We start from the raw sequence: 12,501 nt of genomic DNA on the forward strand, positions 1-12,501 counted from the left end.
CGTCACTTCCTTAACGTGGCGTTCAACCTTTGTTCGAGCGAGGTGAGGATATTTTGTGTCGTGGTATTCACCTCATCGTCATTAAGAGTGCGCGATGGATGCTGCCAGGTCAAGCCAACTGCAAGGCTTTTTCTATGCGGATCAATGCCTTTACCCTGATAGACGTCAAATAGCCTGAGGTCTGTCAGCCATTCCCCTGCATTTTCACGGATTACATCCAGAACGGCAGTGGCAGCGACTTCACGATCGGCGATCAGGGCCAAGTCACGACGCACTTCAGGGAAGCGCGACAACTCGCTGAATTTAGGCATCTTGCCGGAAGCAACTTCCGCCAGGACCAGCTCAAAAACGAAGACCGGACGGTCGAGACCGAGGGTTTTCGACAGCTCTGGGTGAATGGCGCCAACGAAACCCACCAGGCGGCCTTCACGTTCGATCCGTGCAGTCTGGCCCGGGTGCAACGCTGGGTGGCTGCCTGGCAAAAAGGTGAAGGCATCCAGTGCACCGGCAAAGCCCAATACCGCTTCCACGTCAGCTTTAACGTCGAAGAAGTCAACGCCGTCGCGACCCTGCGCCCAGCCTTCCGGCAGGCGGCTACCGCACACCACGCCAGCCAGCATCGGCTCTTGCTTCAGGCCGTCCAATTGACCGACAAAACGCAGGCCGCTTTCGAACATGCGCACGCGGTCTTGCTGACGGTTCAGGTTGTGGGAAAGGGCTTTCACCAAACCTGGCCACAGCGACGAACGCATGGCCGCCATGTCGTTGGAAATCGGGTTGGCCAGCAACAGCGGCTCGACGCCCGGGTTGAACAGTTCGAACTGCTTGGGATCGATGAAGCTGTAGGTCACCGCTTCCTGGTAACCCCGCGCAACCAGCAGGCGACGCAGCTCAGGCAGATGCGCACGCGCCTCAGCCTTGGGTTGCGGTGCCAGGCGCGCTTGCGGGTAACGAACCGGCAGGCGGTTGTAGCCGTACAAGCGAGCCAGTTCTTCGATCAGGTCGACTTCCAGGCTGATATCGAAGCGATGGCTTGGCACTTCAACCTGCCACTGCCCTTCCCCACCCGCAGAAATACCCAGGCCCAGGGCCGACAACAGTTGCTCGATTTCAGCCGGCGCGATCACCAGGCCGAGCATTTGCTCGACGCTCTTGGCACGCAGGGTGATCGGTGCAACGGACGGCAGGTACTGTTGGCTGACAACTTCGGTGATCGGGCCGGCATCGCCACCGGTGATTTCCAGCAGCAGGCCAGTGGCACGCTCCATGGCTTCACGGGCGAGCTGCCAGTCCACGCCGCGCTCGTAGCGGTGCGAAGCATCGGTGTGCAGGCCGTAGGAACGGGCCTTGCCAGCAATGGCGATCTGGTCAAAGAACGCACTTTCAAGGAATACATCACGCGTGGTCGCGGACACGCCGCTGTGCTCGCCACCCATCACACCGGCAATCGCCAGGGCGCGGGAATGGTCGGCGATCACCAGGGTGTCGGCGCGCAGGCTGACTTCCTGGCCATCGAGCAGCACCAGCTTCTCGCCTTCTTCGGCCATTCGCACGCGGATGCCACCGTTGATTTCGGCGAGATCGAACGCGTGCAGCGGTTGGCCCAGCTCCAGCATCACGTAGTTGGTGATGTCGACGGCAGCGTCGATGCTGCGCACGTCGGCGCGACGCAGGCGCTCAACCATCCACAGCGGGGTTGGCTTGGACAGGTCTACGTTACGGATCACACGACCCAGGTAACGTGGGCAGGCATTGGGTGCCAGCACTTCGATCGAGCGCACTTCATCGTGCACCGCCGCCACGGCGGCAACCACTGGGCGGGTGACAGGGGCGTTGTACAACGCGCCCACTTCACGGGCCAGGCCAGCCAGGGACAGGCAGTCGCCGCGGTTAGGCGTCAGGTCGACTTCGATGCTGGCGTCTTCGAGTTCCAGGTAGACACGGATGTCCTGGCCCACGGGCGCGTCGGCCGGCAGTTCCATCAGGCCATCGTTGCCTTCGCCGACTTGCAGCTCAGCCTGGGAGCACAGCATGCCGTTGGACTCAACGCCACGCAGCTTGGCCTTCTTGATCTTGAAGTCGCCCGGCAGTTCGGCACCGATCATGGCGAACGGGATCTTCAGGCCCGGGCGCACGTTGGGCGCTCCGCACACGACCTGGAAGGTTTCCGCGCCGTTGCTGACCTGGCATACGCGCAACTTGTCGGCATCCGGGTGCTGCTCGGTGCTCAGCACCTCGCCCACCACCACGCCACTGAAAACACCGGCGGCCGGCGTAACGCTATCGACCTCAAGACCGGCCATCGACAGACGAGCAACCAGCTCGTCGCGACCTACCTGCGGGCTTACCCAGCCACGCAGCCATTGTTCACTGAATTTCATCCTGCTCTCCTAAAGATTCGTTACGACTAGCGAAATTGCGCGAGGAACCGCAAGTCGTTGTCGAAGAACAGACGCAAGTCATTCACGCCGTAACGCAGCATGGCCAGACGCTCAACGCCCATGCCGAAGGCAAAGCCCGAGAACTCTTCCGGATCGATCCCGGACATGCGCAGCACGTTAGGGTGAACCATGCCGCAGCCCATCACTTCCAGCCAGCCGGTCTGCTTGCAGACGCGGCAACCTTTACCGCTGCACATCACGCATTCCATGTCGACTTCAGCGGATGGCTCGGTGAACGGGAAGAACGATGGACGGAAACGCACCGCCAGCTCCTTCTCGAAGAACACCCGCAGGAACTCTTCGATGGTGCCTTTGAGGTCGGCGAAGTTGATATCGCGATCAACCAGCAGGCCTTCGACCTGGTGGAACATCGGCGAGTGGGTGATATCCGAGTCGCTGCGGTACACACGGCCTGGGCAGACGATGCGGATCGGCGGCTTGTTCGCTTCCATGGTGCGGACCTGTACCGGCGAGGTATGGGTGCGCAACAGCATGTTCGCGTTGAAATAGAAGGTGTCGTGCATCGACCGGGCCGGGTGATGGCCTGGGATGTTGAGCGCCTCGAAGTTGTGATAGTCGTCTTCGACCTCAGGGCCTTCGGCAATGCCGTAGCCGATATGGGTGAAGAACTGCTCGATACGTTCCAGAGTCCGGGTGATCGGATGCAGACCGCCCGAGGCCTGGCCACGGCCAGGCAAGGTTACGTCAATGGACTCGGCGGCGAGCTTGGCCGCAAGATCGGCCTCCTCGAGCGACGCCTTGCGCGCATTGAGCACCTCTGTGACACGCTCCTTGGCGACGTTGATCAGCGCGCCGACTTGCGGACGCTCTTCAGCCGGCAAATTCCCCAGGGTCTTCATCACCTGAGTCAATTCACCCTTTTTGCCAAGGTAGTGAACCCGGATTTGCTCCAGGGCATTGATATCTTCAGCGCTTTGCACAGCCTCGAGAGCTTGAGCGACGAGCGCGTCCAGGTTTTCCATGTACAGACTCCAGATACAAAATAGGGGAAGAGCTTGAAGGCTCTTCCCCTATTTATGACGTTTACCACTCTGGGCTACAGGAGTAACCCAAGGTGACTGTCGGGGGTACTTAAGCCAAGGTGGCTTTAGCTTTCTCGACAATCGCGGCAAACACCGCTTTTTCGTTCACTGCCAGATCAGCCAGAACCTTACGGTCGATCTCGATGGACGCTTTTTTCAGGCCAGCGATGAAACGGCTGTAGGACAGACCGTTAACACGTGCACCAGCGTTGATACGAGCGATCCACAGAGCGCGGAACTGACGTTTTTTCTGACGACGGTCACGGTAGGCGTATTGGCCTGCCTTGATTACCGCTTGCTTGGCAACACGGAATACGCGTGAGCGAGCGCCGTAGTAGCCTTTAGCAAGTTTCAGAATTTTTTTGTGACGTTTACGGGCAATGACGCCACGCTTTACACGAGCCATGAGTTACTTCCTCTATTCTTGATCCAAAAATTAACGAAGGCGCAGCATGCGCTCGACTTTTGCCACGTCAGACGGATGCAGCAAGCTGCTACCGCGCAGTTGACGCTTACGCTTGGTCGACATTTTGGTCAGGATGTGGCTCTTGAAAGCGTGCTTGTGCTTGATACCGTTAGCAGTTTTCAGAAACCGCTTAGCAGCACCACTTTTAGTCTTCATCTTTGGCATGTTCGGATACTCCGCATTCAGTTGATAAACATAATCAGAAGGCCTGCCGTGCCCTGTTGATTACTTCTTCTTTTTCGGGGCGATGACCATGATCAGCTGGCGTCCTTCCATCTTAGGATGCTGTTCGACGGAACCGTACTCGAGCAGGTCAGCTTCAACCCGCTTGAGGAGTTCCATACCCAGCTCCTGGTGGGCCATCTCACGGCCGCGGAATCGCAAGGATACCTTGGCCCTGTCCCCATCACTCAGGAAACGTACCAGGTTGCGCAGTTTTACCTGGTAATCCCCTTCCTCCGTCCCTGGACGAAACTTGATTTCTTTTACTTGAATCTGCTTCTGGTTCTTCTTCGCTGCAGCAACCTGCTTCTTCTTTTCGAAGATCGATTTGCCGTAGTCCATCACCCGGCAAACAGGCGGGATTGCGTCGGCGGAAATTTCCACCAGGTCCAATTTGGACTCTTCAGCGATACGAAGCGCTTCATCAATCGAGACGATGCCAATCTGCTCGCCGTCAGCGCCAATTAACCGAACCTCGCGTGCCGAGATATTCTCGTTGATCGGGGCTTTCGGTGCAGCTCGTTTATCTTGTCTCATTTCACGCTTAATAATAATTACTCCGAATCTGGGCGACCACGCCGGGAAACCGCTTGCGCGAGGAACTCAGCGAACTGGGCGACGGGCATCGAGCCCAGGTCAGCACCTTCACGAGTACGCACAGCGACAGTCTGCATCTCGACTTCCCGATCTCCGATAACCAAAAGATAGGGAACCTTGAGCAAAGTATGCTCGCGGATTTTAAAGCCGATCTTTTCATTTCTCAAGTCGGACTTGGCACGAAATCCGCTTTCGTTGAGTGTTTTTTCAACTTCAGCAGCAAAATCGGCCTGTTTATCAGTGATATTCATGATCACTGCCTGAGTCGGCGCCAGCCACGCGGGGAATGCACCCTCGTAGTGCTCGATCAGGATACCGACGAACCGTTCGAACGAGCCGAGGATCGCCCGGTGCAGCATAACCGGGTGCTTACGGCTGTTGTCTTCGGAGACGTATTCGGCTCCCAAACGGATCGGCAGGTTAAAATCGAGCTGCAGGGTACCACACTGCCAGACGCGGCCAAGGCAATCTTTCAGCGAGAACTCGATCTTCGGCCCGTAGAAGGCGCCCTCACCCGGTTGCAGGTCGTACGCAAGGCCCGCACTGTCCAGCGCTGCGGCCAACGCGGCTTCGGCGCGATCCCACAGCTCGTCGGAACCGACGCGTTTTTCCGGACGAGTGGACAGCTTCATCTCGACTTCGGTAAAGCCGAAATCACGGTAAACGTCCATGGTCAGCTTGATAAACGCGGCGGATTCGGCCTGCATCTGCTCTTCGGTGCAGAAGATGTGGGCATCGTCCTGGGTAAAGCCACGCACACGCATGATGCCGTGCAACGCACCCGATGGCTCGTTACGGTGGCAGGCACCGAATTCGGCCAGGCGCAGCGGCAACTCGCGGTAGCTCTTCAGGCCCTGGTTGAACACCTGCACGTGGCAAGGGCAGTTCATGGGCTTGATGGCGTAGTCGCGGTTTTCCGACTGGGTGGTGAACATGTTGTCGGCGTAGTTGGCCCAGTGCCCGGATTTCTCCCACAGGCTGCGGTCAACGACCTGCGGAGTCTTGATCTCCAGGTAGCCGTTGTCACGCTGAACCTTGCGCATGTACTGCTCGAGCACCTGGTACAGGGTCCAGCCGTTCGGGTGCCAGAACACCATGCCCGGCGCTTCTTCCTGGAGGTGGAACAGGTTCAGGCGCTTGCCGATCTTGCGGTGGTCGCGTTTTTCGGCTTCTTCGATGCGCTGGATGTAGGCGGCCAGCTGCTTCTTGTCAGCCCAGGCGGTGCCGTAGATCCGTTGCAGTTGCTCGTTCTTCGCGTCACCGCGCCAGTAGGCACCGGACAGCTTGGTCAGCTTGAACGACTTGAGGAAACGCGTGTTCGGCACGTGCGGGCCACGGCACATGTCGACGTATTCTTCGTGGTAGTACAGGCCCATGGCCTGCTCGTCCGGCATGTCTTCCACCAGACGCAGCTTGTAGTCTTCGCCACGGGCGGTGAACACGTCGATGACTTCGGCGCGCGGCGTGACTTTCTTGATCACGTCGTAATCTTTCTCGATCAGCGCGTGCATGCGCTGTTCGATCGCGGCCAGGTCGTCCGGGGTAAAAGGACGCTCGTAGGCGATGTCGTAATAGAAGCCTTCGTCGATGACCGGGCCGATCACCATTTTCGCGGTTGGGTACAGCTGCTTGACCGCATGGCCAATCAGGTGCGCACAAGAGTGGCGAATGATCTCCAGCCCCTCTTGATCCTTGGGCGTGATGATTTGCAGGCTGGCATCGGCGGTGATCAGGTCGCTGGCGTCGACCAGCTTGCCGTCGACCTTACCGGCCACGGTGGCCTTGGCCAAGCCGGCACCAATGGATGCGGCGACCTCGGCTACGGAAACCGAATGATCGAATGAACGTTGACTGCCGTCGGGAAGAGTAATAGTTGGCATGGCGCCTCCTCTCCTAGTGGTGACCCCTACCAAAGGTCACGTGGGTTGGGATGAGCCAGTACAAGATCCAACACCAGGCCGTTCAGTGATGAACGCCTGCCTTACAGCGGCAGGAGCCTTTCGGCCAACCGATAATCGAACCAGAGTGACTGGAGTGAGCTAAAAAGAAACATGGCAAGGCGGCAATTGGCGCGCCCGAAATTAGCCAAGCGCAAGATGCTAGCACAGATGAACGGTCATCGCGCCGCTGCCGCCGTGCGTAAAGACAAATTCCGGCCTTTAATAGCTGCAAAAGTGAACTTGAGCTGTACGCAATGCCTCAAACCCACTGAGAATCGCCGTTCGTCCTCGACCCAAAGGAGCATCCCATGATGCGTTTCACCTCTACCCTCGCTCTCGCCGCTACCCTGAGCCTCCTTTCCCTCGGCGCGCAGGCTGCAGCCCCTTCCAACTGGCCAGCCGGTGCCCGTGACAGCTTCGTCAAAGATTGCACGTCTGCTGCCAGCCAGAACGTGGACGTCAAAACTGCCAAAGACCATTGCGAATGTGGCGCCGACAAAATCAACGCCGAATTGAGCACTGCAGAAATCAAGGAGCTGATGACTAACCAGAACGCCAGCCCCGAGCTTAAAAACAAAGCGGTGGCGGCTATTTCGTCCTGCAAAGTCGTGAAGAAAAAGTAAGATCGCGCGCTGATCAGACGGCCGTTTTGCTGGAAAAACAGCCTGAAAACTGCCATTTCTCACAAATTACGCAGCTTTTACGGCTTTTTTTACCAGCGAATATTTCACGCGAAAGCCCCGTAGATCGGGGCTTTCAGCTGAATCAGGGGCTAAACGCAACGCTATTGATTAGCAAACAATGCCTTGGGGGGGCTCCCAAGCCGAACATTTCGACTATGATAGCCCGGTGTGCCCAGTTGGCCTGAGCAGCACAGCACTACTGAAAATATATGTTTCTTGGAGATACACCATGTCTAATCGCCAAACCGGCACCGTTAAATGGTTCAACGATGAAAAAGGCTTCGGCTTCATCACTCCTCAAGGTGGCGGTGACGACCTGTTCGTACACTTCAAAGCTATCGAAAGCGACGGTTTCAAAAGCCTGAAAGAAGGCCAAACCGTTTCCTTCGTGGCTGAGAAAGGCCAAAAGGGTATGCAAGCTGCACAGGTTCGCGGCGAGTAATTCTCCGCTGAGCTAAAAAAAACCCCGTCCATGTGACGGGGTTTTTTATGGGCGCTGCAAAAGCCTGCTATCAGCCGCAGTTGACCCGCGTGATCACCAGGTTGTCATCAGTGTTCAGGTTCAGGCGGTCAGAACGGTATTCCAGGGTGATCATGTCGTTGGGCTTGAGAATACGCGCGTTCTGCGCACCTGCCCGGGTACGCGCCTGTTCCAGCAACTGGGGCGAGGCTTTCTGGCCGATGGTGAATTCGGCGGCCTGCGACTCACAGCGGCTATGACCAGCATCGGCCGCGGCGGCGTCTTTGGCTGGCTCAGAGGCACCCGGGGTGCTGCAACCCGCCAATGCGAGTGCTGCCAACAAAGTACCGAATGATGCGAGCTTCCAAGGCATGAAGCCTCCTATGATTAAAAATGGACAGAGATCGTGCGACAGCCAGCAAACGGATTGGTTTCAAGACGTAAACTGCCGCGGGGCAAGTCTGCCTGACTCTGGGCAGGCAATCGTCAGGTCAATCGTGACCAGATATGAACGCAATCAGTAGACGTCGATGTAATCAAACGGTGGCTTCGGCCAGTTCTGCTTCAACGCATTGAAAATCTGCATGACCCAGACTTCATCGCTGGCCGCTACGTTACCTACATAACCAGAGCCCTTGGCCCACGTCTCCAGGCGAAACAGCAACCCATCGATATCCACGCCGCCCACTGCAGCCCCTGAAGAGATGTAGGCGATGCCGCTCTTGGTCACGCGCAATTGCGTATGTTCATCATCACTGGCACTGGCAATCAGCTGGCGCACCGCCGCCAGGGTCAGGTTCTCGGGGTTGTTCAAGTCGATCTGCACGCGGTACTCCCCGGCAATTAAAACAGGCGCACAGTGTCGCACAGCGCCTTCTTCATGCCTAAGTAGCAGTGCCAAAAGCCGCGCAAAATGCTTAACTGCGCCCGTTAGAACCGCATTCCAGCGCACTGCCCAGCACTTTCAGCCCCGTGAGACATCCATGACCACCGTAACGCTCCAAGCCGATATCAAAGCCAAATGGCCCCAAGGGCAAAGCTCCTACAGCCCCGGAAGCCCTGAAGAGTTGGCGATCATCGGTATCGACCTGCTAGTGAAGGAACTGGGCACCCAAGCGGCACAAGCGTTCATCGGGCAGGTATTCGAAAAATACCCGGCCGATCATCCGGGGGCACAAGACCCCGGCCGCGAATAAGAACCGGCCGGCGAACGCCGACCGGCAAGCGTTTTACTTCAAGCGCGCCAGGCGCTCGGTCAGCAGATCGAAGAAGCCCTGGGCGTCGCCGTTCTCAACCCAGAACGCATTCTTCGGTTGTTTCAGGCCGTCGTACCAATCGACGATGGTCTGGCCGAAGGTCGGGCCTTCGCGGCTGTCCACCACCACATTGACCTCACGGCCACTGAACAGCGAAGGCTTGAGCAGGTAGGCGATGACAGTGGCGTCGTGCACCGGGCCGCCAGGGATGCCGTAGTGCTCCATGTCGCCCTTGACGTATTCATTGAGAATGTCGCCAACCACCTTGCTCGCATTGTTCTTCAGGTCGGCGATTTTTTTCAGCCGCGCTTCACTGGTCAGGACCTTGTGGGTCACGTCCAGCGGCAGGTAGGTCAGCTTGACGCCGCTCTTGAGCACAATCTCGGCCGCCAGCGGGTCGGCGAACAGGTTGAACTCCGCGACCGGCGTGATATTGCCGCCGTTGAAGTGCGCGCCGCCCATCACCACCAGTTCCTTGATGCCTTGGGTGATTTCCGGCGCCTGGGTCAGTGCCAGCGCCAGGTTGGTCTGCGGGCCAAGCATGGCGATGGTGATGCTATGGGGTTTGGCGGTGCTCAGGGTCTTGATCAGGTAGTCAACGGCATTGCCTTCGGCCAGGCCGTTTTTCGGCTCATGCACGGTGACTCCGGAAATACCTTCCTTGCCGTGGATGTTCTCGGCATAGATCGGCGTGCGCAGCAGCGGTTTTGGCGCACCGGCGTACACCGGGATTTCCTCGCGCCCTGCCCACTCGCGTGCCAGGCGCGCGTTACGGGAGGTTTTGTCCAAACGCACGTTGCCAGCAACGGTGGTCAGCGCGCGAATGTTCAATTCGTCCGGGGAGGCCATGGCAAACAGCAAGGCCACCACATCGTCGGCGCCAGGATCGGTGTCGATGATCAGGTCGATTTTTTCCGCCGCATGGGCGCTGGCAGCAGTGAGCGCGGACAAAAGCAAAACACTCCGAAACAGGTTTTTCAGGGTTGGGAGACCACGTTGCATAAAACACTCCTTGTCGTTGGGAACTCTAGAACGTTACGCCGGACACCAGCGCGATATTGCAGTAAGGCTGGCATTCACCGGTGCGCACCACGGCACGCGCCTTGCGACTGAGCTGTTTGAACTCTTCATGGCTGACCAGGCGCCGCTCGCCGAGGGCCGCCTGCTCAGTCAGGGTATTCAGCGCGGTCAGCGCAGGCGGTTGCTTGAGTAGGATTTCTTCCGCCAGGACGTGGCTTTCCACCTGCATTTCACTGAGCACAATGCCCAAGGTGCTGATGAAATCCGGGATGCCCTGGGTCAGTGCCAGGTCGATCAGTTCGACACCGGGCGGCACCGGCAGGCCAGCGTCGCCGATCACCAGGATGTCGCCGTGGCCCAGGGACGCGATCACGCGTGACAGGGCAATATTGAGCAGAGGGGTCTTTTTCATGAGGGCACAAAACCTTGTACGTCGTGCAGCGTAGGAATGGAGGGTTGCGCGCCGGCACGGGTCACCGACAGCGCGGCGGCGACCTGGCCAAAACGGATGGCCTCGGCTTCGCTCTTGCCAGCGGCCAGTGCTGCGGCGAAACCGCCGACAAACGTATCACCGGCTGCCGTGGTGTCCACCGCCCTGACTTTGGGCGCCACCAGGTGCTCAAACACCTGGCCGTCACTGAACAAGGCGCCCTGCGCGCCCAAGGTGATGATGACTTTACCGGCACCCGCCTGGATCAGTTGCGTCGCAGCGACCTTGGCACTGTCGAGGGAGTCGACCGTCACGCCGGTCAGTGCGCTGGCTTCGCTTTCGTTGGGAACCAGGTAATCAATCGAGGCGTACCATTCGGCCGGCAACGGCGCACTGGCGGGGGCCGGGTTGAGGATCACGGTTTTGCCCAGCTCGCGGCCACGCTTGAGGGCATAACCCACCGTGGCCATCGGCACTTCCAGCTGGCAGACGATGACTTCGGCCGCCTGCAACACGGCATCAAAGGCCTGCAACGAGGCGGGTGACAGCTCGCCGTTACTGCCGGCGACGATCACAATCGCGTTCTGACTGCTGTCATCCACCACGATCAACGCCACGCCGCTGGAGCCGTCCACCGTGCTGACCGCCTGGCAGTCGATACCTTCCACCAGCAACGCGTCGCGCAGCTGAGTGCCGTACGCATCGCTGCCGACGCAGCCGATCATCGCCACGTCAGCCCCCAGTCGTGCTGCCGCCACGGCCTGGTTGGCGCCCTTACCGCCGGGCACGGTGGAGAACGTCTGACCGATCAGGGTTTCACCGGCACGCGGCAACCGGCTCGCGCGGGTCACCAGGTCCATGTTCAAGCTGCCTATTACCACTACTTTTGCTGGCATACATCAGTACTCATCAATTCGGTTCAGCGGTATTGGGCAAACGTCCCGGCGACGGGCGCCGTCGACTCGCGCAACACAATGCTCGGCGTCACGATGCGTTGATCGATCGGCAGTTGGGGGCTTGCAATTCGTCGCAGTAACAGCTCGGCCGCCGTCTCGCCCAACTGCACGATCGACTGCCCGACCGTGGTCAGCGCCGGGTACACGTAACGGCCCATTTGAATGTCATCGAAGCCAATCACCGACAGCTCGCCTGGTACGCGGATATTACGCTCGGCGGCCGCACGCAGTACGCCGAAACCGATCATGTCGTTACTGGCGAAAATCGCGCTGGGCGGGTTTTGCGCCAGTAGCTGCACAGCCGCGGCATAACCGCCGGTACTGGTAAAGTCGCTTTCCTGGGTGCGATGGGCCGCCACGTCCACACCCGCCTCACGCAGCGCACGGTGATAACCCGCCAGGCGCATCTGCGCCACCCGGGTGTGGCTCGGGCCGCCAATGCAGGCGATATCCCGATGGCCCAGCTCAAGCAGGTGGCGGGTCGCCAGGTAGGCGCCCTCCTCGTGATCGATGCGCACCAGGTCGACATCAATGCCGTCCAGCGCCCGGTCGACAATCACCATCGGCGTGCGCACCGCGCTCAAGCCGGCGGCAAGGCCACTGTCATCGCCGCCCACCGAGGTCACGATCAGGCCATCGATACGCTTCTCCAGCAACACGCGCAAATAACTGCGTTGTTTTTCAGCATTGTCATCGGAGTTGCAGAGGATCACGCAGTAGCCGTTACGCTCGCAGTAATCCTCGATGCCCCTGGCCAGCTCCGCAAAATACGGGTTGAGGCTGTTGGGCACCAGCAGGCCGATGGTGGCCGTGGTCTTGGCCTTGAGCGAGCGCGCGACAGCGCTGGGCACGTAGTCGAGCTGCTTGATCGCCGCTTCGACCTTGATGCGTACCGGCTCGCTGACCGGGCGCGTCTTGTTCACCACATGCGACACCGTGGTGTAGGAAATACCTGCAAGCGCTGCCACATCCTTGATCGTTGCCATG

The 12,501-nt window shown here is 58.9% G+C and carries 15 protein-coding genes; 3 read left to right on the top strand and 12 right to left on the bottom strand.

Annotated elements, in window-relative coordinates; genetic code table 11:
* Nucleotides 1-2: 2 nt before the first annotated feature.
* From pheT to thrS, 6 genes are all read right to left on the bottom strand, one after another.
* A complete protein-coding gene (gene pheT, locus CXQ82_RS20865; protein ID WP_101272096.1) occupies nucleotides 3-2,381 on the bottom strand; it encodes a phenylalanine--tRNA ligase subunit beta in 2,379 nt (792 codons plus the stop codon).
* A gap of 26 nt (nucleotides 2,382-2,407) precedes the next feature.
* Nucleotides 2,408-3,424, bottom strand: coding sequence for a phenylalanine--tRNA ligase subunit alpha (pheS, locus tag CXQ82_RS20870; RefSeq protein WP_034099107.1), 1,017 nt, complete (start codon nucleotides 3,422-3,424; stop codon nucleotides 2,408-2,410).
* A gap of 109 nt (nucleotides 3,425-3,533) precedes the next feature.
* Nucleotides 3,534-3,890 carry a 50S ribosomal protein L20 gene (rplT, locus tag CXQ82_RS20875; protein WP_007913489.1) on the bottom strand — a complete coding sequence of 119 codons (357 nt, stop codon included), beginning with the start codon at nucleotides 3,888-3,890 and terminating at the stop codon, nucleotides 3,534-3,536.
* Between the two features lie 30 nt (nucleotides 3,891-3,920).
* Nucleotides 3,921-4,115: a 50S ribosomal protein L35 gene (gene rpmI / locus CXQ82_RS20880; protein ID WP_002553160.1), complete on the bottom strand. Its 195-nt coding sequence runs from the start codon at nucleotides 4,113-4,115 to the stop codon at nucleotides 3,921-3,923.
* A gap of 60 nt (nucleotides 4,116-4,175) precedes the next feature.
* Nucleotides 4,176-4,727: a translation initiation factor IF-3 gene (gene infC, locus CXQ82_RS20885; protein ID WP_015884933.1), complete on the bottom strand. Its 552-nt coding sequence runs from the start codon at nucleotides 4,725-4,727 to the stop codon at nucleotides 4,176-4,178.
* Nucleotides 4,727-6,649, bottom strand: a complete 1,923-nt coding sequence (gene thrS / locus CXQ82_RS20890) for a threonine--tRNA ligase (protein ID WP_101272097.1) — start codon at nucleotides 6,647-6,649, stop codon at nucleotides 4,727-4,729. Before thrS ends, infC begins: the two co-directional genes overlap by 1 nt.
* 368 nt (nucleotides 6,650-7,017) lie before the next feature.
* Here thrS and CXQ82_RS20895 point away from each other — a divergent pair, with 368 nt between their 5' ends.
* Nucleotides 7,018-7,332, top strand: coding sequence for a hypothetical protein (locus tag CXQ82_RS20895; RefSeq protein WP_101272098.1), 315 nt, complete (start codon nucleotides 7,018-7,020; stop codon nucleotides 7,330-7,332).
* Nucleotides 7,333-7,621: 289 nt separating this feature from the next.
* The gene (locus tag CXQ82_RS20900; protein WP_003234260.1) at nucleotides 7,622-7,834 is read left to right on the top strand and encodes a cold-shock protein; all 213 of its coding nucleotides are present in this window, start codon (nucleotides 7,622-7,624) and stop codon (nucleotides 7,832-7,834) included.
* A 70-nt stretch (nucleotides 7,835-7,904) separates the two neighbouring features.
* Here the strand turns inward: CXQ82_RS20900 and CXQ82_RS20905 are convergent, their stop codons facing one another.
* Both CXQ82_RS20905 and CXQ82_RS20910 read right to left on the bottom strand, forming a co-directional pair.
* Nucleotides 7,905-8,225, bottom strand: a complete 321-nt coding sequence (locus tag CXQ82_RS20905; protein ID WP_101272099.1) for an I78 family peptidase inhibitor — start codon at nucleotides 8,223-8,225, stop codon at nucleotides 7,905-7,907.
* 144 nt (nucleotides 8,226-8,369) lie between these two features.
* Nucleotides 8,370-8,678: a hypothetical protein gene (locus CXQ82_RS20910; protein ID WP_101272100.1), complete on the bottom strand. Its 309-nt coding sequence runs from the start codon at nucleotides 8,676-8,678 to the stop codon at nucleotides 8,370-8,372.
* A gap of 157 nt (nucleotides 8,679-8,835) precedes the next feature.
* Between CXQ82_RS20910 and CXQ82_RS20915 the strand changes: the two genes are divergently transcribed.
* Nucleotides 8,836-9,048: a hypothetical protein gene (locus tag CXQ82_RS20915; protein WP_101272101.1), complete on the top strand. Its 213-nt coding sequence runs from the start codon at nucleotides 8,836-8,838 to the stop codon at nucleotides 9,046-9,048.
* A gap of 33 nt (nucleotides 9,049-9,081) precedes the next feature.
* Here the strand turns inward: CXQ82_RS20915 and CXQ82_RS20920 are convergent, their stop codons facing one another.
* From CXQ82_RS20920 to CXQ82_RS20935, 4 genes are read right to left on the bottom strand one after another with little or no spacing between them, the layout of a single operon-like run.
* A complete protein-coding gene (locus CXQ82_RS20920; protein ID WP_101272102.1) occupies nucleotides 9,082-10,110 on the bottom strand; it encodes a nucleoside hydrolase in 1,029 nt (342 codons plus the stop codon).
* Nucleotides 10,111-10,135: 25 nt separating this feature from the next.
* Nucleotides 10,136-10,540: a D-ribose pyranase gene (rbsD, locus tag CXQ82_RS20925; RefSeq protein WP_101272103.1), complete on the bottom strand. Its 405-nt coding sequence runs from the start codon at nucleotides 10,538-10,540 to the stop codon at nucleotides 10,136-10,138.
* The gene (rbsK, locus tag CXQ82_RS20930; RefSeq protein WP_101272104.1) at nucleotides 10,537-11,454 is read right to left on the bottom strand and encodes a ribokinase; all 918 of its coding nucleotides are present in this window, start codon (nucleotides 11,452-11,454) and stop codon (nucleotides 10,537-10,539) included. Before rbsK ends, rbsD begins: the two co-directional genes overlap by 4 nt.
* 23 nt (nucleotides 11,455-11,477) lie before the next feature.
* Nucleotides 11,478-12,500, bottom strand: coding sequence for a LacI family DNA-binding transcriptional regulator (locus CXQ82_RS20935; protein ID WP_101272105.1), 1,023 nt, complete (start codon nucleotides 12,498-12,500; stop codon nucleotides 11,478-11,480).
* Between the last annotated feature and the right edge of the window lies 1 nt (nucleotide 12,501).

This window comes from Pseudomonas sp. S09G 359, from assembly GCF_002843605.1.
Lineage (GTDB): Bacteria > Pseudomonadota > Gammaproteobacteria > Pseudomonadales > Pseudomonadaceae > Aquipseudomonas.

Bases quoted from the DNA above. Each gene is read 5' to 3' on its own strand.
- rpmI (WP_002553160.1), bottom strand. From the start codon at position 4,115: ATGCCAAAGATGAAGACTAAAAGTGGTGCTGCTAAGCGGTTTCTGAAA.
- rbsD (WP_101272103.1), bottom strand. From the start codon at position 10,540: ATGAAAAAGACCCCTCTGCTCAATATTGCCCTGTCACGCGTGATCGCG.
- CXQ82_RS20935 (WP_101272105.1), bottom strand. From the start codon at position 12,500: ATGGCAACGATCAAGGATGTGGCAGCGCTTGCAGGTATTTCCTACACC.
- thrS (WP_101272097.1), bottom strand. From the start codon at position 6,649: ATGCCAACTATTACTCTTCCCGACGGCAGTCAACGTTCATTCGATCAT.
- rbsK (WP_101272104.1), bottom strand. From the start codon at position 11,454: ATGCCAGCAAAAGTAGTGGTAATAGGCAGCTTGAACATGGACCTGGTG.
- CXQ82_RS20900 (WP_003234260.1), top strand. From the start codon at position 7,622: ATGTCTAATCGCCAAACCGGCACCGTTAAATGGTTCAACGATGAAAAA.
- CXQ82_RS20905 (WP_101272099.1), bottom strand. From the start codon at position 8,225: ATGCCTTGGAAGCTCGCATCATTCGGTACTTTGTTGGCAGCACTCGCA.
- CXQ82_RS20895 (WP_101272098.1), top strand. From the start codon at position 7,018: ATGATGCGTTTCACCTCTACCCTCGCTCTCGCCGCTACCCTGAGCCTC.
- pheT (WP_101272096.1), bottom strand. From the start codon at position 2,381: ATGAAATTCAGTGAACAATGGCTGCGTGGCTGGGTAAGCCCGCAGGTA.
- pheS (WP_034099107.1), bottom strand. From the start codon at position 3,424: ATGGAAAACCTGGACGCGCTCGTCGCTCAAGCTCTCGAGGCTGTGCAA.
- CXQ82_RS20915 (WP_101272101.1), top strand. From the start codon at position 8,836: ATGACCACCGTAACGCTCCAAGCCGATATCAAAGCCAAATGGCCCCAA.
- rplT (WP_007913489.1), bottom strand. From the start codon at position 3,890: ATGGCTCGTGTAAAGCGTGGCGTCATTGCCCGTAAACGTCACAAAAAA.
- CXQ82_RS20920 (WP_101272102.1), bottom strand. From the start codon at position 10,110: ATGCAACGTGGTCTCCCAACCCTGAAAAACCTGTTTCGGAGTGTTTTG.